At 64.1% G+C, this 17,689-nt stretch carries 20 protein-coding genes and 1 tRNA gene; 13 read left to right on the top strand and 8 right to left on the bottom strand.

The annotated features are described in order from the left end of the window. Positions 1-98: 98 nt before the first annotated feature. The 5 genes from BSG08_RS13930 to rpmH all read right to left on the bottom strand — a co-directional run bounded on the left by BSG08_RS13930 (position 99) and on the right by rpmH (position 3,648). Complete coding sequence (locus tag BSG08_RS13930; RefSeq protein WP_093038119.1) at positions 99-1,268, bottom strand: RsmB/NOP family class I SAM-dependent RNA methyltransferase; 1,170 nt, start codon at positions 1,266-1,268, stop codon at positions 99-101. Positions 1,269-1,307: 39 nt separating this feature from the next. Continuing rightward, a complete protein-coding gene (gene guaB, locus BSG08_RS13935; protein ID WP_093038122.1) occupies positions 1,308-2,756 on the bottom strand; it encodes an IMP dehydrogenase in 1,449 nt (482 codons plus the stop codon). Positions 2,757-2,850: 94 nt separating this feature from the next. Next, positions 2,851-3,084 carry a membrane protein insertion efficiency factor YidD gene (gene yidD / locus BSG08_RS13940; RefSeq protein WP_093038125.1) on the bottom strand — a complete coding sequence of 78 codons (234 nt, stop codon included), beginning with the start codon at positions 3,082-3,084 and terminating at the stop codon, positions 2,851-2,853. Continuing rightward, complete coding sequence (gene rnpA, locus BSG08_RS13945; protein ID WP_093038128.1) at positions 3,081-3,491, bottom strand: ribonuclease P protein component; 411 nt, start codon at positions 3,489-3,491, stop codon at positions 3,081-3,083. The genes yidD and rnpA overlap by 4 nt, the downstream gene beginning before the upstream one ends. Before the next feature lie 22 nt (positions 3,492-3,513). Next, positions 3,514-3,648, bottom strand: a complete 135-nt coding sequence (gene rpmH, locus BSG08_RS13950; RefSeq protein WP_093038130.1) for a 50S ribosomal protein L34 — start codon at positions 3,646-3,648, stop codon at positions 3,514-3,516. A gap of 280 nt (positions 3,649-3,928) precedes the next feature. On the opposite strand from rpmH, the gene BSG08_RS13955 reads away from it, so the two are divergent. The 4 genes from BSG08_RS13955 (at position 3,929) to BSG08_RS13970 (ending at position 7,646) form a co-directional block, all read left to right on the top strand. Then, complete coding sequence (locus BSG08_RS13955) at positions 3,929-4,672, top strand: TVP38/TMEM64 family protein (RefSeq protein WP_093038132.1); 744 nt, start codon at positions 3,929-3,931, stop codon at positions 4,670-4,672. 2 nt (positions 4,673-4,674) lie between these two features. Further along, positions 4,675-6,093 (top strand): dihydrolipoyl dehydrogenase family protein, encoded by a 1,419-nt coding sequence (locus BSG08_RS13960; RefSeq protein ID WP_093038135.1) that lies wholly within the window; start codon positions 4,675-4,677, stop codon positions 6,091-6,093. 27 nt (positions 6,094-6,120) lie between these two features. Continuing rightward, positions 6,121-7,512, top strand: coding sequence for a sensor histidine kinase (locus BSG08_RS13965; protein ID WP_093038138.1), 1,392 nt, complete (start codon positions 6,121-6,123; stop codon positions 7,510-7,512). A gap of 57 nt (positions 7,513-7,569) precedes the next feature. Continuing rightward, positions 7,570-7,646: transfer RNA gene (locus tag BSG08_RS13970), tRNA-Arg, on the top strand. A gap of 69 nt (positions 7,647-7,715) precedes the next feature. On the opposite strand, the gene BSG08_RS13975 is transcribed toward BSG08_RS13970, so the two are convergent. After that, entirely contained in the window at positions 7,716-8,339 is a 624-nt protein-coding gene (locus tag BSG08_RS13975; protein ID WP_093038140.1) for a helix-turn-helix domain-containing protein, read from the bottom strand. A 65-nt stretch (positions 8,340-8,404) separates the two neighbouring features. Between BSG08_RS13975 and BSG08_RS13980 the strand changes: the two genes are divergently transcribed. Continuing rightward, positions 8,405-9,931: a class I adenylate-forming enzyme family protein gene (locus tag BSG08_RS13980; RefSeq protein ID WP_093038143.1), complete on the top strand. Its 1,527-nt coding sequence runs from the start codon at positions 8,405-8,407 to the stop codon at positions 9,929-9,931. Then, a complete protein-coding gene (locus BSG08_RS13985) occupies positions 9,918-10,550 on the top strand; it encodes a DsbA family oxidoreductase (protein WP_093038146.1) in 633 nt (210 codons plus the stop codon). Before BSG08_RS13980 ends, BSG08_RS13985 begins: the two co-directional genes overlap by 14 nt. A gap of 37 nt (positions 10,551-10,587) precedes the next feature. Here BSG08_RS13985 and BSG08_RS13990 read toward each other — a convergent pair whose 3' ends face one another. Then, the gene (locus BSG08_RS13990) at positions 10,588-10,887 is read right to left on the bottom strand and encodes a hypothetical protein (RefSeq protein ID WP_093038149.1); all 300 of its coding nucleotides are present in this window, start codon (positions 10,885-10,887) and stop codon (positions 10,588-10,590) included. A 128-nt stretch (positions 10,888-11,015) separates the two neighbouring features. On the opposite strand from BSG08_RS13990, the gene BSG08_RS13995 reads away from it, so the two are divergent. Further along, positions 11,016-12,227, top strand: coding sequence for an MFS transporter (locus BSG08_RS13995; protein ID WP_093038152.1), 1,212 nt, complete (start codon positions 11,016-11,018; stop codon positions 12,225-12,227). Between the two features lie 109 nt (positions 12,228-12,336). Continuing rightward, positions 12,337-13,551, top strand: coding sequence for an NADP-dependent isocitrate dehydrogenase (locus tag BSG08_RS14000; protein ID WP_093038155.1), 1,215 nt, complete (start codon positions 12,337-12,339; stop codon positions 13,549-13,551). A gap of 83 nt (positions 13,552-13,634) precedes the next feature. Here BSG08_RS14000 and BSG08_RS14005 read toward each other — a convergent pair whose 3' ends face one another. Further along, a complete protein-coding gene (locus tag BSG08_RS14005) occupies positions 13,635-13,841 on the bottom strand; it encodes a DUF6356 family protein (protein ID WP_093038158.1) in 207 nt (68 codons plus the stop codon). Positions 13,842-13,957: 116 nt separating this feature from the next. Here BSG08_RS14005 and BSG08_RS14010 point away from each other — a divergent pair, with 116 nt between their 5' ends. From BSG08_RS14010 to BSG08_RS14030, 5 genes are all read left to right on the top strand, one after another. Then, positions 13,958-14,428, top strand: coding sequence for an Lrp/AsnC family transcriptional regulator (locus BSG08_RS14010; protein WP_093038160.1), 471 nt, complete (start codon positions 13,958-13,960; stop codon positions 14,426-14,428). Positions 14,429-14,499: 71 nt separating this feature from the next. Further along, a complete protein-coding gene (locus BSG08_RS14015) occupies positions 14,500-14,838 on the top strand; it encodes an SMR family transporter (protein ID WP_139274576.1) in 339 nt (112 codons plus the stop codon). Between the two features lie 82 nt (positions 14,839-14,920). After that, complete coding sequence (locus BSG08_RS14020; protein WP_093038163.1) at positions 14,921-15,337, top strand: Fur family transcriptional regulator; 417 nt, start codon at positions 14,921-14,923, stop codon at positions 15,335-15,337. 25 nt (positions 15,338-15,362) lie between these two features. Further along, positions 15,363-16,259, top strand: a complete 897-nt coding sequence (locus BSG08_RS14025; RefSeq protein WP_093038277.1) for a cation diffusion facilitator family transporter — start codon at positions 15,363-15,365, stop codon at positions 16,257-16,259. 63 nt (positions 16,260-16,322) lie between these two features. Continuing rightward, a complete protein-coding gene (locus BSG08_RS14030) occupies positions 16,323-17,228 on the top strand; it encodes a DMT family transporter (protein WP_093038166.1) in 906 nt (301 codons plus the stop codon). Positions 17,229-17,689: the final 461 nt, after the last annotated feature.

Below are 17,689 nucleotides of genomic sequence, written 5' to 3' on the forward strand. Positions count from 1 at the left end.
TGACTGCGCCCTTTTCAAGTTCTCGCCGGATCATCTCTGGCGGCAAAACCTTAAAAGAGGTTTAATGAAGTCTGAGAGAACACGTCAAGGTTGTATAATTACCCGTTTACACGACATAATTGCACAAGAAAAAATCCGTCGCCCTGACGGGAGATCGGCCAATGTTCCTGTCCCGATATGTTCCATTCGGGATGTTTGCATTGAAAATATGATATAACATCATGATTTTCTTCATTTAAGACAGAACATGTCGCATAGGCCAGAACACCGCCGGGCGCGACCATGCGGCTCGCTTCGGCCAGAATCTGCGTCTGAAGGCGGGTCAGTTCCCGCAGACGTTCCGGCGTCAGACGCCATTTCGCCTCGGGGGTCCGCCGCCAGGTGCCGCTGCCCGAACAGGGCACGTCGCAGAGTACAAGGTCGAAGGGCGCGGCGGCGTGCAGGGCGGCGTGGTCCATGACCCGCACCGCCACCCCGGCGCGCGCGGCGCGGGCCGGCAGATCCTTCATCCGTTCGGGCGCGGCGTCATGCGCGACCCATCGCGCCTCGGCTCGCGCCGCCAGCGCCAGCGTCTTGCCGCCACCCCCGGCGCAGTAATCCAGCACCCGTGCGTCGGGCGCTACGTCAAGCCGCTCCATCGCCGCCTGACTACTGCCGTCCTGAAGCTCGACCACTCCCTCAAGATAGGCAGAGGATGTGGCGATTTTTCTCTCTCCACCAGTGACTTGCAAGGCGTTCATGGCAATCTCGCATGGCTCGGCGACAATGCCCTCCGCGGCCAGACGGGCAATTGCGTCCGCCGCTGTGCCCCGGCGTGGATTGACCCGCAACATCACCGGCGCGCGATGTCGCAGCGCCTCGGCGGCCACTTCGGCCTCGGCCCCGAGCGCCGCCTGAAACCGCGGCCAGAGCCAGTCCGGCAGATCCAGCGCCGCTGCCCCTTCCGGCGGCGCGCCGCCGTCGCGCTCCGCCGCCGTCAGCGGCGCAGGCGCATGTCCGGTCCCGGTGAACAAAGTATCTGGATCAATACCCTGCGCCCTGAGCGCGCCCAGCATCAGCGCGCGCCCGGTCTCTCCCCCGCCCGACACGGCGCAAGACCGCCACCGGCGCAGCACATCAAAGACATGATCCCGCAGCGCCGCACGGTCGCCCGACCCGGCAAACCGCGACCGCCGCGCCCAGTTGGTCAGCGCCTGCTCGGCAGAGACCCCGGCGCGGATAGCATCCAGCACCTCGATGGCGGCGGATATCCGTGCGGCAGGCGTCATCCATACACCTCAGAAACACCCCGCAACCACATGAAAATACTAGCCTATCCTGTAATTCGGACTTTCGCGCGTGATCTGCACGTCATGCACATGGCTTTCCTTGAGTCCCGCGCCGGTGATCCGCACGAACTGGCAGTTGTTGCGCATCTCCTCGACCGTGGCACAGCCGGTATAGCCCATCGCGGCGCGCAGACCGCCCACCAGCTGATGAATGACACTGCCCGCAGCCCCCTTGTAGGGCACCTGCCCCTCGATCCCCTCGGGCACCAGCTTGTCGCTGGCGGCATCTTTCTGGAAATAGCGGTCGGCAGAGCCGCGCGCCATGGCGCCCAGCGAGCCCATTCCCCGATAGGCCTTGAACGACCGCCCCTGATAGAGGATCACCTCGCCGGGGCTCTCGTCCGTGCCCGCCAGCATGCTGCCCACCATGGCGCAAGAGGCCCCCGCCGCGATCGCCTTGGCGAAATCACCCGAGAACTTGATCCCGCCATCGGCGATGACCGGCACATCGCCCGCCGCCTGTGCGCTGTCCATCACCGCCGTCAGCTGCGGCACACCCACACCCGCCACCATCCGTGTGGTGCAGATACTGCCTGGTCCGATCCCGACCTTGACGGCATCGGCCCCGGCACCGATCAGGGCGCGCGTGGCCTCTGCGGTCGCCACGTTCCCGGCCATCACCTGCACCTCGTTGGACAGCGCCTTGATCCGCTCGACCGCCTTTGCCACACCTTCGGAATGGCCATGCGCGGTGTCGATCACCACCATGTCCACCCCCGCCTCGATCAGCGCCTGCGTGCGTTCGAACCCGGCATCGCCCACGGTCGAGGCCGCCGCCACCCGCAGACGCCCCAGCAGATCCTTGCAGGCGGTAGGGTTGAGCACCGCCTGTTCGGTATCCCGCAGCGTCAGCAGGCCGGTCAGCTTGCCCTTGCCATCGGTCACCAGCAGTTTCTCGATCCGCCGCGCCTTCATCAGCGATTTCGCCTCGTCGCGATCGGCAGGTTCCCGAAGCACCGCAAGATTGTCGCTCGTCATCATCACCCGCACCGGCGTGCGGTCATCCTCGGCAAAGCGCATGTCGCGGTTGGTCACGATCCCCACCACATGCCCCGCCTCGTCCACCACCGGAAATCCGGTGACATTATAGCGCTCCTGCAACGCCTTGGCGTCGGCCAGCGTCTGATCGGGGCGCAGCGTGATCGGATTATAGACGATGCCGCTCTCGAACCGCTTGACGCGGCGCACCTCGCGGGCCTGTTCCTCTACGCTCAGATTGCGGTGGATCACCCCCATGCCGCCCGCCTGCGCCATGCTGATCGCCATGCGCGCCTCGGTCACCGTGTCCATGGCGGAACTCAGCAGCGGGATGTTGAGCGCGATCGCGCGCGTCACATGGGTGCGCGTGTCGGCCGTGCTGGGCAACACGCTGGACGCGCCCGGTACCAGCAGAACATCATCAAAGGTAAGGGCCTCGCGAATCTCCATTCCAATTCTCCATGGATATCTCGTTTGGCGCTTCCCTATTGCATGGATGACCGGCAGGGGAAAGGCCGATTCTCACCCCGCGCGCCGCGCGGGCTCAGCCCCGGCGGCGCTCGGGCACCGGATCATGGCCGCATTGCCCCCATGGGTTGCAGCGCAGGATACGCCGCGCCGCCAGCCAGCCACCGCGCAGCGCACCGTGCCTTTCCAGCGCCTCCAGCGCATATTGGCTGCATGTCGGATGATAACGGCAATGCCAGCCCACCCAGGGGCTGAGCACCAGACGGTAGGCCCGGATCGTCAGCGCCAGAATATGCGCCAGCGGACTCATCCCTGCCCCCTCAACTTGCCCAGCGCCTGCGCAAGATCACGCCGCAGCGCATCATAGGGCTGCACAGCCGTCTCACCGGCGCGGCCGATCAGCACATAATCCCACCCCGGCTGCGCCAGACCGGGCAGCACCTCGCGCGCCACCGCGCGCAGACGGCGCTTGGCGCGGTTGCGCGTCACGGCATTGCCGACCTTCTTGGAACAGGTAAAGCCTACGCGGATCGTGGCATCGCCATCGCGCCGGTCCCTGCCCTGAACCATCATGGATCCGGTCCCATGACGTCGCGCACGGGCCGCAGCCAGGAAATCGGCACGCCTGCGCAAGACTGCCAGTCCCCCCCCCGCGCATGACGAAACCGCCAGAGGCATGATCCCGGCATCGCTGCGGGGGGCCTCCGGCGGTGTCATTGTCGTCACTCAGGCCGCGCGCTTACGCGCACAGCACCTTGCGGCCACGCGCACGGCGCGCGTTCAGGATCTTGCGACCGGCCTTGGTGGCCATGCGCGCACGAAACCCGTGGCGGTGTTTGCGAACCAGGTTCGAGGGTTGAAAGGTGCGTTTCATCGCTCCGTCTCCGACGTTGTCAGGCCATGCGTTCAGGAATCGCGCCGCCCATGTGTATCCGAAGCCCGGTCTATAGAGTGGCCGTTTTCACAAGTCAAACCCCACCCCCGGGTTTTGCAACAAAAACATGCGAAAATCCCATGCCAATGTTACAAGGCTCGGCACGGCAGGCCATGACACCACGCAAACCATCACCCGCGATCACCCCCGCGTGAGGCCCCTAGCGGTAACGCCCGCGACTGTGCAACTAGGGGGAATAGTGATCAAATCAGGCGAGACAATGGATCAGAGCACATCCCGCGCAACCGACAACAAGCCCAGACCCTGGACGCGCCACGCGCCCCTGGCGATCATCCTGATCGTGGCCGTAATCGGCTACGTCACCCTGCGCGACTATATCACCTTCGATACCCTGCGCGACAACCGCGATGCGCTTGTCGCGTTCCGCGACGCTCATTTCGCGCTGATGGTCCTGACCTTCATCGGCATTTATGTGCTGATCGTGGCATTCTCCCTGCCCGGCGCGGCGGTGGCCTCGGTCACCGGCGGGTTCCTCTTCGGGCTGGCGCTTGGCACCACATTCAACGTGATTGCCGCCTCGCTTGGCGCCGTGGCGATCTTTCTCGCGGCCCGCCTCGGTCTGGGCCAGACGCTCGCGGCGCGGCTCGAAACCTCCGAAGGAAAGCTCAAACAGCTCAAGACTGGGCTGAACGATAATGAAATCAGCGTGCTTTTCCTGATGCGCCTTGTCCCTGCGGTGCCGTTCTTCGTGGCCAATCTGCTGCCCGCGCTGGTCGGGGTCAAATTCGTCAACTTCGCCTTTACCACGGTGCTGGGCATCATTCCCGGCGCCATCGTATTCACCTGGATCGGGGTCGGGCTGGGCGAGGTCTTTGATCGTGGCGAAAACCCCGATCTGTCGCTGCTGTGGGAACCGCAGATCATCGGGCCGATCCTGGGGCTTTGCGCACTGGCGGCCCTGCCCATCCTGATCAAGACCATCCGTGGCAAGAAGGACATCTGAGCATGCAGAAACTGAAAGCCGACCTGCTGGTCATCGGTGCCGGCTCGGGTGGCCTGTCGGTCGCGGCGGGCGCGGTGCAGATGGGTGCCAGCGTGATCCTGCTTGAGGGTCACAGGATGGGCGGCGATTGTCTGAATTTCGGCTGCGTGCCCTCCAAGGCGCTGATCGCCAGCGGCAAGGCGGCCCATGCGCAGGCCCATGCGCAGATTTATGGCGTGGCCGATGTAACGCCTCAGGTCGATTATGCAGCCGCCAAGGATCATGTGGCGGATGTCATCGCACAGATCGAACCCGTGGACAGCCAGGAGCGATTCGAGGGACTCGGCGTGCGGGTGATCCGTGACTACGGAACCTTTGTCTCGCCCACCGAGGTGCAGGCGGGCGATCACCTCATTACCGCGCGCCGCATCGTGATCGCGACCGGCTCGTCACCGCTGGTTCCCCCCATTCCGGGGCTCGACACGGTGCCCTACGAAACCAACGAGACGATTTTCGAGTTGCGCGAGAAACCCGGTCACCTGCTGATCATCGGCGGCGGGCCGATCGGCATGGAAATGGCTCAGGCGCACCGCCGCCTTGGCTGTGACGTGACCGTGATCGAGGGAATGAAGGTTCTGGGCCAGGATGACCCGGAACTGACCGCCGTGGTGACAGAGCAATTCCGCGCCGAGGGCATCGGGATCGCCGAGGATGCCATGGCCGCCGAGGTTCGCGGCGCCACAGGCGCCATCGAGGTCGAAACCAAGGACGGGCGCGTGTTCCGCGGCACGCATCTTCTGATGGCGGTGGGCCGCAAGCCCAATACCGACAGGCTCGACCTTGAGACCGCAGGCATCGAGACCACCAGGCGCGGCATCAGGGTGAACGCCTCCATGCGCACCACGAACCGGCGCGTCTACGCCATCGGTGACGTGGCGGGCGGGCTGCAATTCACCCATATGGCGGGCTATCATGCCGGGCTGATCATCCGCTCCGCGCTGCTGGCTCTTCCGGCCCGCGAGCGTACCGATCACATCCCGTGGGTCACCTATACCGATCCCGAACTGGCGCATGTCGGCCTGACCGAGGCGCAGGCGCGCGCCGAACATGGCGGCAATCTCAAGGTCATCCGCTTTCCCTACAACCACAATGACCGCGCCATCGCCGAGCGCAGGACCGCGGGGCTGATCAAGGTGATGGTGGTGCGCGGCCGCCCCGTCGGGACCTCCATCGTGGGGGCGCAGGCAGGCGAGATGATCAGCCTCTGGGCCTTTGTGATCGCCAACAAACTCAAGATGAAACATGTGGCGGCAATGGTCGTGCCCTATCCGACACTGAGCGAGATCAACAAACGCGCCGCCGGCGCCTATTTTTCTCCAAAGCTCTTTGATAGCGCTATGGTCAAACGGATCGTAGGCTTCGTGCAGCGCTGGCTGCCCTGAGATTCGGACCCAAGAGAGGAGAACCACTTGCTCAACTCACTATCGGGGCGCTTCCTGATCCTGACGGCCATCTTCGTGATGCTGGCCGAGGTGCTGATCTTCGTGCCTTCGATTGCCCGCTTTCGCGAGGAATTTCTGCTCAACCGGCTGGAACGGGCGCAGATCGCCTCGCTGGTGCTTCTGGCTGCGGATGAGGTCAGCCCGGATCTGCAAGAGGAACTCCTGCGCAATGCGGGCGTGTTCAACGTGGTGCTGCGGCGCGACGAGGCGCGTCAACTCGTGCTGTCCTCGCCGGTGCCCCAGCCGGTCGCACATACCTTTGATCTGCGCGACGCGCCGGCCTTCACGCTCATTCGCGATGCCATGCTGCGGCTTTACACGCGCGAACCTCAGGTGATCCGCGTGATCGGAGAACCGGTGCGCATGGGCGGCCTGCTGATCGAGATCACCGTCGACTCCCGCGATCTGCGCACCGCGATGATCGACTACGGGCTGCGGATTCTCTGGCTCTCGCTGGTCATTTCGATCATTACCGCCGGGCTGCTCTTTCTCGCGGTGCGCGGGTTTCTCGTCAAACCGATCCGGCGGGTGGTGGCGACGATGCAGGCCTATGCCGCAGCCCCCGAGGACGCGCGGCGGGTGATCAAGCCTTCCTCGGGCATCACCGAACTGCGCGAGGCCGAGGAAACCCTGCAATCGCTGCAAATGCAACTGACCGGCGCGCTCAAGCAAAAAGAGCATCTGGCACAGCTTGGCAGCGCCGTGGCCAAGGTCAACCACGACCTGCGCAACATCCTGACCAGCGCGCAGCTTTTCACCGACCGCATCGAGATGAGCGAGGATCCGGCGGTCAAACGCATGGCCCCGAAACTGGTCAATTCGCTCACCCGCGCGGTGCATCTGTGCGAGGCGACGCTCGCCTACGGCAAGGCCGAAGAACCGGGCCCGACGCTGGCGCGCGTCCCGCTGGCCAAGATCGTCGCCGACGTGATCGAGAGCGAGCGGCTGTCGGCCGGAGACGCGGATATCAGCTTTTCCGAGGACGTCCCCGCGCATCTTCTGGTGCTGGCCGACACCGAACAACTCTACCGCGTCATCGCCAATCTCGTGCGCAATGCCCGTCAGGCCATCGTCAACAGCGGGCGGCCCGGTGAAATCAACGTCATGGCCGACGAGGACGACCGCGAATGGATCATCCGCATCCGCGACACCGGCCCCGGCCTGCCGCCCAAGGCGCGCGAGCATCTCTTCAAGCCGTTTCAGGGTGGCGTGACCAAGGGCGGCACCGGCCTCGGCCTGACCATCGCCGCCGAACTCGTGCGCGGCCATGGCGGCAGCCTTTCGCTCGAACACAGCGACGCGACCGGCACCTCGTTCTGCATCACCCTGCCCAAGGGAAATCTGGGTCAGGGCGTCTGAATTCCGCCAAATCGCCCTTGCAATGCCCGGCCGCAGAGTCTAATTGCTGCCCTCGACGGACCGATAGCTCAGCTGGATAGAGTACTTGACTACGAATCAAGGGGTCGGGGGTTCGAATCCTCCTCGGTCCGCCACTTTCACAAAGAATGTGGCGGTATGTTCGGTCGGCGGATATGATCTTTTCCCTGCGCCCTACCGCAATATCATGACAGCGATGTGACCCACAGGATCGTTGCATCCTCGGGACTGACCGAAATCACGTTGTGGCCCATGGTGGCATCGTAATAGGCACTGTCGCCGCGGCGCAACTCGATGGGTTCATAGAATTCGGTATAGAGCCGGATCACCCCCGTCAGCACATACAGAAACTCCTCGCCGTCGTGGCGCACCCAGCCGCCGAATTCCTCGACGCCGCGCGCCCGGATCCGCGCGCGATAGGGCATCATCCGCTTCTTGCTCAGCGTCTCGGCCAGCAGTTCATGCTCATAGGTGGCGGTGGCCTTGGGCGCGCCCTCGCCGGATTTGGTCACCGCCATGCGCCCGTTGATCTGATTGCGCGAGGGCGGCGTGAACAGCTGCGGCACAGATATTTCCAGCCCCAGGGCCAGCTTTTTCAGCGCCTCATAGGTGGGCGACATCTGGCCGTTCTCGATCTTGGACAGTGTCGAGCGCGCCAGCCCCGCCTGCCGCGCGGCCTGTTCCAGCGTCCAGCCCCGCGCCTTGCGCAGATCGCGCACCCGCGCACCCAGATCAAGCGGTTCGGCAAGCGCCGTCTCGCCGCTGTCCCGGATAATGCGGATAAGAGGAGAATTTCCACCATCTGTCATGGATCGTTTCTACACGCAGGCCCGGCCCACTTGCAACTGGCCTCGGCGCGGCCTAATCCGGACGCATGACCGCAGTTTTCGATCAGGGCCCGCCGCCGCCCTGCCCCCACCCCTTCAATCTGGCCGCCCATGTGCTGAGGCGCGCCGATGACCTGCCCGACAGAATTGCGCTGGCGGTTCTGGGCCTGTCGGGTGCCGACCGCTGGAGCTATGCCCGGCTCCGGGCGGCCGTCCTTGGCACCGGCACCGGGCTGTTGCAGGCCGGATTGCGCCCCGGTGACCGGGTGCTGATGCGGCTGGGCAACACGGTCGAGTTCCCGATCGCCTATCTCGGCGCCATCGCCGCAGGGCTGGTGCCGATTCCGACCTCGAGCCAGTTGACCGCACCGGAAGTGGCAGGCATCATCGCCACCACCACCCCCGCCGTCATCCTGCGCGCGGGCGGCATCGCCTGTCCCGAAACGGACATCCCCATTCTCGACGAAACCACCCTGACGGCGATGCGCGACCTGCCGCCCGTCGCATATGCCATGGGCGATCCCGACCGGCTGGCCTATATCATCTACACCTCCGGCACCTCCGGCATCCCGCGCGCGGTGGCCCACGCCCATCGCGCGATCTGGGCGCGGCGGATGATGTTTCAGGGCTGGTATGGCCTGCGGGAACAGGACCGGCTCTGCCATGCGGGCGCGTTCAACTGGACCTATACCCTTGGCACCGGCCTCATGGATCCCTGGACCATGGGCGCCACCGCCCTGATCCCCGCGCCAGAGATCACGCCCGAGCAACTACCGCTCATTCTCAAACGCCACGACGCGACGATTTTCGCCGCGGCGCCAGGTGTTTACCGCAAACTCCTCAAGCAAGGTCAGACGCTGTCTCTGCCCCGTTTGCGGCACGGCCTCTCGGCCGGGGAAAAACTTTCGGATGCGATCCGCCAGCACTGGCATGAGGCCACCGGCACAACCATCCACGAGGCCTACGGCATGTCCGAATGCTCGACCTTCATCTCGGGCAGCCCGGATGACCCCGCCCCGCCCGGCACTCTGGGCCGCCCGCAGCAGGGCCGCCGCCTCGCCATTCTGGGCGCAAACGGCCCCGTGGCGACCGGCGACGCGGGCACCATCGCCATTCACCGCTCCGATCCCGGACTGATGCTGGGCTATCTCGGCGCGCCCGAGGCAACGGCAGAGAAGTATCAGGGCGACTGGTTCCTGACCGGCGATCAGGGCGCGATGGATGCCGAGGGCCATATCACCTATCTCGGTCGCACCGATGACATGATGAACGCCGGCGGCTTTCGCGTCTCACCTATCGAGGTCGAGGCGGTGCTGAACACCCATCCCGGCATCACCCAATGCGCCGTCACCGACATCGAGGTAAAAGAGGATGCGCGCCTGATCATGGCCTTCTATACTGGCCCCGAACCACTGCCCGCCGAGACGCTGCACAGCTTCGCCTGCGACCGGCTTGCCGCCTATAAACGCCCGCGAGGGTATTTTCATGTCGACACCCTGCCTACCGGGGCAAACGGCAAACTCCTGCGCCGCGCGCTGCGGCCCATCTACAAGGCGCTCCATGACCAAGCTTGACATCATCTCCGATCCGATCTGCCCCTGGTGCTATATCGGAAAAACACTTCTGGAACAGGCGCTTGCCAAGCGCCCCGATCACCCGTTCAAGATCGAATGGCATCCCTTTCAACTCAATCCCGACATGCCCGCATCCGGCATGGACCGCCACGAATACCTCGAAACCAAGTTCGGCGGCAAACAGGGTGCCATCCGCGCCTATGCGCCGGTGCTCGAACGCGCCGAAGCAGCGGGGCTGACGATCGACTTTGCCGCGATCAAACGCACGCCCAACACGCTCGATGCGCATCGCCTGATCCATTGGGCGGGCATCGAGGACCGCCAGGACCGCATGGCCATGGCGCTCTTTGCCGCCTATTTCGACGAAGGCCGCGATATTGGCGACCATGAGGTTCTTGCCGACATCGCCGACAGCCTCGGCATGGACGGCGCAATGATCCGACGCCTCCTGCAGACGGATGCGGACCGCGAGGATATCAAGGCGCGCGACACCCAGTTCCGCCAGATGGGCATCACCGGCGTGCCGACCTTCATCGTCGGCGGCCAGCATGCCGTGCCCGGCTGTCAGCCCGCCGACCTGTGGGTCAAGGTCATTGACGAACTGACCGCCGATGCGTGACACCGGCGCTTGCCCTCAACGGGCCGCCGCCTGACCCTCAGAACTGTGGCAGCCCGTCGCTCAGGTCGTAGGATTTGACCGCGGTCAGAACCTGATCGCCGTCAAGCGCGAAGACGAACACGTGCGCCCGGTCGTCGGCCAGCGTCATGCGGCAAAACTGCGTCTCGGTATCGAACTCCGCCGGGCAGGTCGCCAGATCGACATGCTCCACCGCATGTTCAAAGATCTCATAGGTCATCCTGCCATCGGCCAGTTCGGTCGTGTCTGCCCTTACGGCGAATGCCGCCACGCTGATCAGGGCGGCGAGGCTGAAGGTGTGAAAATGCGAGAGCTTCATATCCGATTCCTTCTATCAGGTATTGCCGTGCAGATTTCATACTGTTTCACTCAACTATAAACAAGCGCGATCTGGCCCCTCCCCCCGCTGCGTGCTAAGGGCTGCGCGTCCGTGCAAAAGGAACCCGCATGTCCGCCGCAACCCGCCCCGCCCGACCGGAATTCATCGCCATGATGGCGATGATGGCGGCCACCGTGGCATTCTCCATCGACGCGATGCTGCCCGCCCTGCCGCATATCGCACAGACGCTTGCACCCGACGCGCCGAACCGGGCGCAGCTGATCATTACCTCGTTCCTTCTCGGCCTTGGCATCGGCACGTTTCTGGCCGGTCCGCTGTCCGACAGTTTCGGGCGCAAGCGGATCATCCTGCTGGGCGCGGTCATCTATGTCTCGGGCGCGGCCCTGGCCATGCTGGCCCCCGGCCTTGAAACCCTGCTCGCCGCCCGCGCGCTGCAAGGGCTGGGTGCCGCCGCCTTTCGGATCGTGTCGATCGCGATCATCCGCGATCTCTACGCGGGCCGCGAAATGGCGCGGCTGATGTCCTTCGTGATGATGGTCTTTGCCCTCACCCCGGCATTGGCCCCGCTTCTGGGCGCGGGCATTATCGTCCTGGCCGGCTGGCGCGGCGTGTTCGGAGCCTTTGTCCTCTTTGCCGCGGCGCTTTCGCTCTGGATGTCGCTGCGCCTGCCAGAGCCGCTCGCCCCCGACCGCCGCCGCGCGTTTCGCGCCGCACCGCTCCGGGCCGCGCTCAGCGAGGTTCTGGGACATCCCGTCACCCGGCTGGCAATCGCGGTGCAGATGCTCTGCATGACCACGCTCTTCACCTCGCTCAGCATGGTGCAGCCGATCTTTGACGTGACCTTTGGCCGGGGGACCAGCTTTCCCTACTGGTTCTTCCTGATGGCGCTGATCGCGGGCTGCGGCAGTTTTCTCAACTCCCGGCTGGTGATGCGGCTCGGGATGGAGCGGATGGTCAGCGGCGCGCTTGCCGCACAGATTGCCCTCTCGCTCATCGCCATTATCCTCTGGCAGATCGGCCTGCCGCCGCAACTGCAATTCGCCGTCTTTGTCATCTGGCAGACCGGTGTATTCTTTCAGGCGGGGCTTACGCTGGGCAATCTCAACGCGCTCGCCATGGCGCCCATGGGCGCGATCGCGGGCATGGCGGCAAGCGTGACGGGGGCCGCCGCCACGGTGGGCAGCGTGGCCATCGCCATCCCCATCGGACAGCAGTTTCAGGGCACACCGATGCCCGCGCATCTGGGCGTTCTGGGGGCGGTTCTCATCGGCCTCGGGCTGATGCAGCGGGTCAGACGCCTTGCACCACAGGTGGTTTGACGGGACTATTTCTGTATACCGTCGCATACTATCTTTTCGACGCACCGGTTTTCGGCTATGACGCCGGCAATCACGCGAATCCCCCATAACCGCAAAGGACGCCTTCGAGATGACCAAAATCAAGGTAGACAATCCCATCGTCGAGATGGACGGCGATGAAATGACCCGGATCATCTGGGACTTCATCAAGCAGAAACTGATCCTGCCCTATCTCGATGTCGACCTGCTCTATTACGATCTGGGGATCGAGGAACGCGACCGCACCAACGACCAGATCACCATCGACGCGGCCGAGAAAACCAGGGAGGTGGGCGTCGCGGTCAAATGCGCAACCATCACCCCCGATGAGCAGCGGGTCGAGGAGTTCGGCCTCAAGAAGATGTGGAAATCGCCCAACGGCACGATCCGCAACATCCTTGGCGGCGTCGTCTTTCGCGCGCCCATCATCTGCCGCAACGTTCCCCGCCTCGTGCCGGGCTGGACCCAGCCCATCGTGATCGGTCGCCACGCCTTCGGCGATCAGTACAAGGCCACCGACATGCGGTTTTCCGGGCCGGGCAAGCTGACCATGAAATTCGTCGGCGAAGACGGCACCGTGGACGAGCGCGAGGTGTTCGACGCGCCCTCCTCCGGCGTTTTCATGGGCATGTACAACCTCGACCAGTCGATCCTCGATTTCGCCCGCGCCTCGCTCAACTACGGGCTGGATCTGGGCTGGCCGGTCTATCTCTCGACCAAGAACACCATCCTCAAGGCCTATGACGGGCGTTTCAAGGATCTCTTCCAGAAGGTTTACGAGGAAGAATTCGAAGCAGAGTTCAAGAAGAAGGGCATTCACTACGAACATCGCCTGATCGACGACATGGTCGCTTCGGCGATGAAATGGTCGGGCGGCTATGTCTGGGCCTGCAAGAACTATGACGGCGACGTGCAGTCCGACACCGTGGCGCAGGGCTTTGGCAGCCTCGGACTGATGACCTCGCAACTGATGACACCCGACGGCAAGATCGTCGAGGCCGAGGCGGCGCATGGCACGGTGACGCGCCACTACCGCCAGCACCAGAAGGGCGAACAGACCTCGACCAACTCGATCGCATCGATCTTTGCCTGGACCGGCGGGCTCAAGCACCGCGCCAAGCTGGACGGCAACGCCCCGCTCAAGACCTTTGCCGAAACGCTGGAGCGGGTCATCGTCGATACCGTCGAAAGCGGCTACATGACCAAGGATCTGGCCCTGCTCGTCGGCCCCGACCAGAAATGGCTGACCACGATGGGCTTTCTCGAAAAGGTCGACGACAATCTCGGCAAGGCACTGGCGGGCTGAACGCAGCACGCGACGAAACAGGACGGGGGCCCGCCGGCCCCCGTTCTTAATCCCGCCATCGCTGCGGATTGCGCCCGCGGCCCTCACTTGCCCCGGTTATGCGTCCTTGCATACATCTCGGCGATCATCCGGCTCGCGGTTTTCTCGAACGCGCAGGGAATCACCGCATGAATGAGCGCGGCAAACCCGGCGGCAAACAGCCAGAGACTGAACCGCCCCGCAAAAACCGCATGTTCGAGATAGCTTTCGTCCACACTGCGCGGATGCTCCAGGAAAACTTTTGAAATCATCGGCTTGCCCTCCCTGTTCTGTGTTGCGACCAGAATAGTCGCGCAAGAGGGTGAAATTTTCCCAAACTTCCGCTTACATCGGGTATAATCGGGAAAATTTCCACAAAAGACGCCATATGACGAGCAATCTTGACGAATTCGATCGCAAAATCCTGACCGAATTGCAGCGCAACGCCGATCTGCCGCTCGAAACCCTCGGGCAACGGATCGGCCTGTCGCGCAACGCCTGCTGGCGGCGGATCAGATCGCTGGAGGCCGCAGGCGTGATCCGCGCCCGCGTCGCCCTTCTCGATCCCGCCCGGATCGGCCTGCCGCTCACCGTGTTCATGCAGATCCGCGCCGCCCTGCACGACGCAGACTGGCTCGACAAATTCGCCCGCGCTACCCGCGCCCTGCCCGAGGTGCAGGGCGTCTACCGCATGTCGGGCGATCTTGACTACCTCATTCGCGCGCAGGTCGCCGACATGGCCGATTACGACCGGCTTTACCAGACCCTCATCGCGCGGGTGCCCATGGGCGATGTCTCGGCCTCCTTCGTGATGGAAGAGATCAAGCACAGCACCGAACTGCCGCTCAGCCGCGCCTGAGCGCATTCCCCATGGACCCGGCGCGCGCCCTCGCGTAAGCCTTGGGTCAACCCCGAACCAGAGAGCGCACGATGATCCCTCACGTTTACCTCATCCTCTTTCTCGCCATTCTGGCCGAAACCGCCGGCACCACCGCGTTGCAGGCCAGCCAGCAGTTTACCCGGCTCTGGCCCTCCGTGATGGTGGTGCTGGGCTATGGCATCAGTTTCTATCTTCTGGCGCTCACGCTCAAGGTCATGCCGGTGGGCGTTGTCTATGCGATCTGGTCCGGCCTCGGCATCGTGTTCATCGCCTGCATCGGCTATCTGGTCTTTGGCCAGAAACTCGACCTGCCGGCCGTGATCGGCACCGGCATGATCCTTGCCGGGATCGTCGTGATCCAGCTATTCTCGCGCACGGCGCCGCATTAAACGCCGCGCATCGGGCCAAAAAGGGTGGAATCCGCGCGCCCATGCCGTTATCTCCGCGTGCAAGCATCTCACGAGGCGGCCCATGAACGACACCATCACCGAACGCTGCGAGGCCAAGGGCCTGCGCATGACCGATCAGCGCCGCACCATTGCCTCGGTGCTGCAGGACTCCGACGATCACCCGGATGTCGAGGAACTCTACGCCCGTGCCGCGGGCCGCGATCCGCGCATCTCGATCGCCACGGTCTATCGCACGGTCAAGCTGTTCGAAGAGGCGGGCATCCTCGACAAGCTCGAATTCGGTGACGGGCGCGCCCGCTACGAGGACGCCGAACGCGACCACCACGATCACCTGATCGACATGAACTCGGGCGAGGTGATCGAATTCGTCGATCCCGAAATCGAGGCCCTCCAGGAAAGGATCGCCGAAAAACTGGGCTATCGCCTGATCGGTCACCGGCTGGAACTCTACGGCGTGCCGCTGAAACCGGCTCGCTAGCATGGGGCGTGCGGGGGCGGATGCCATGAACCGGGTGCTGCGGCTGGCGATCGGCAGCCTGATCGTGGGTCTTGCGGTGCTGTCGCTCAAGGCACTTGCCTGGGCGCTCACCGGCTCGCTCGCGCTGATGTCGGACGCGCTGGAAAGCCTTGTGAACGTCGCGGCTGCGCTTGCGGTGATCGCAGCACTCAGGGTGGCCAAGCGCCCCGCCGACTCCAACCACCCCTACGGCCACCACAAGGCCGAATTTTTCTCGGCCGTGCTCGAAGGGGTGCTGATCGTCATTGCCGCCCTCTTCATCCTGCGCGAGGCCTGGGCCGGGTTCCTCGACCCGCGCGCGTTGGACGCGCCATTCCTCGGCATGGCCATCAACGCCGGCGCCAGCCTCATCAACGGGGCCTGGGCGGTCCTTCTGATCCGCAACGGACGGCGCTACCGCTCCCCCGCGCTGGTGGCGGACGGCAGGCACCTGATGACCGATGTGGTCTCGTCGGTCGGCGTCCTCATCGGCATCGGGCTGGCCATCGCGACCGGCTGGTGGATTCTCGATCCCGCCATGGCGGTTCTGGTGGCGCTCAACATTCTCTGGTCCGGCTGGGGCGTCATCAAGGGCTCGCTCAGCGGGCTGATGGACGAGGCGGTGTCGGATGACGAACTCGACGAGATCCGCGGCATCATCGCCACAGCGGCCAGCGACGATGTGGCGATCGAGGCGCATGACCTGCGCACCCGCCACGCAGGCCCCGTGACCTTCATCGACTTTCACCTCGTCATGCCCGGCGAAACCACGGTCGAGACCGCGCATGACCTGTGCGACCGGATCGAGGCGGCGTTGATGGCGGTCCTGCCGGATGCCCGCGTGACGATACATGTCGAACCCGAACACAAGGCCAAGCATAGCGGCATTGTCGTGCTGTCATAGCTCTGCCGCTTTCTTGTGCAGATGACCTGCGCTAACAGGGGCAATCCCTGATAGGACACCCCGATGGAAAACCTGCGCGGCAGCATTCTGATGGTTCTGGCGATGGCCGGGTTCGCGCTTGAGGACATGTTCGTCAAGCGGCTCGCCGGCGATCTGCCGGTCGGGCAGATCATCATGCTGATCGGCTTTGGCGGCGCGCTCGTGTTCGGGGCGATCACCACCGCACAAGGGCGCAGGATCTGGTCGCGCGACCTGCTGAGCAGCCCGGTGCTCCTGCGCAATTTCGGCGAGATTGTCGGCACCTTCGGCTTTGTCATGGCAATCGCGCTGACGCCCTTGTCCTCGGCCTCGGCGATCCTTCAGGCGACACCGCTTGCGGTCACCCTCGGCGCGGCGCTCTTTCTGGGCGAGACGGTGGGCTGGCGGCGATGGAGCGCCATTCTGGTGGGGTTCTGCGGCGTCCTGATGGTGATCCGGCCGGGACTCGAAGGGTTCGAACCCGCCTCGCTCTTTGCAGTGCAGGCGGTGATCGGTCTTGCGATTCGCGATCTGGCCACCCGCGCCGTGCCGCGCACGATCTCCTCGATGCAGCTTTCGACCTATGCCTTTGCCATGCTGGTGCCGACGGGGGCGATGCTTCTGTCCTTTCACGGCACACCCGCCCTGCCCTCCGCATTGAACTGGCGCGATCTGGCACTGGCGCTCCTTTGCGGCGTGCTGGCCTATTATGCCATCGTGGCGGCGATGCGGCTGGGTGACGTGGCGGTGATCACACCGTTCCGCTACTCGCGCCTTGTCTTCGCGCTGATCATCGGCGTGACCCTCTTTGACGAGCGCCCGGATGTCTGGACACTGACGGGGGCGGCAATCATCATCGCCTCGGGGATCTACACCTTCTGGCGCGAGCGGCGGCTGGCCCGACACCTGATCGCGCCCGCCGCGCCAGGCCCAACCCCGGACGGGCGCTGAAACAGCTGCAACTGGCAGCTTCTGATGGTCCTGCATATCCGACCCGGCAGACCTCGGAACTGTCATCGGACGCAGCCTCGTCCGCATCCCCCGCCCCTGGCCTGAAGTGCCGGAAATCGCCGAAATGAGCGGTACGGGATTTCCGGGTGTCACTCGCGAAACTGCGCCCGGAAGCAACGGTTTAGCGTCAAACGTTCGACGCCTGCCCTGCCCGCATCGAAAAAATGGAAGCCGACACATGTTGGCCAGAAGACCGCCTTTTTCTCATCACAATCCGAACAGACCATGACGAAGTAAAAATATTACTTGGTCCCTCGTGTGTTTTTCGTCCTCGCAAACCGGGTACCTGCAAATGATCCAGATGGTCGCCGTACAGGATTCTGCTGACACAGAAGACTTGCCAGAAGGTACGACGCTCTTGAACGGGCAGTTTCTGATCAGATCCCGCCTTCAGAAAGGCG

Source organism: Roseovarius azorensis, from assembly GCF_900109455.1.
GTDB classification, from domain to species: Bacteria; Pseudomonadota; Alphaproteobacteria; order Rhodobacterales; family Rhodobacteraceae; genus Roseovarius; species Roseovarius azorensis.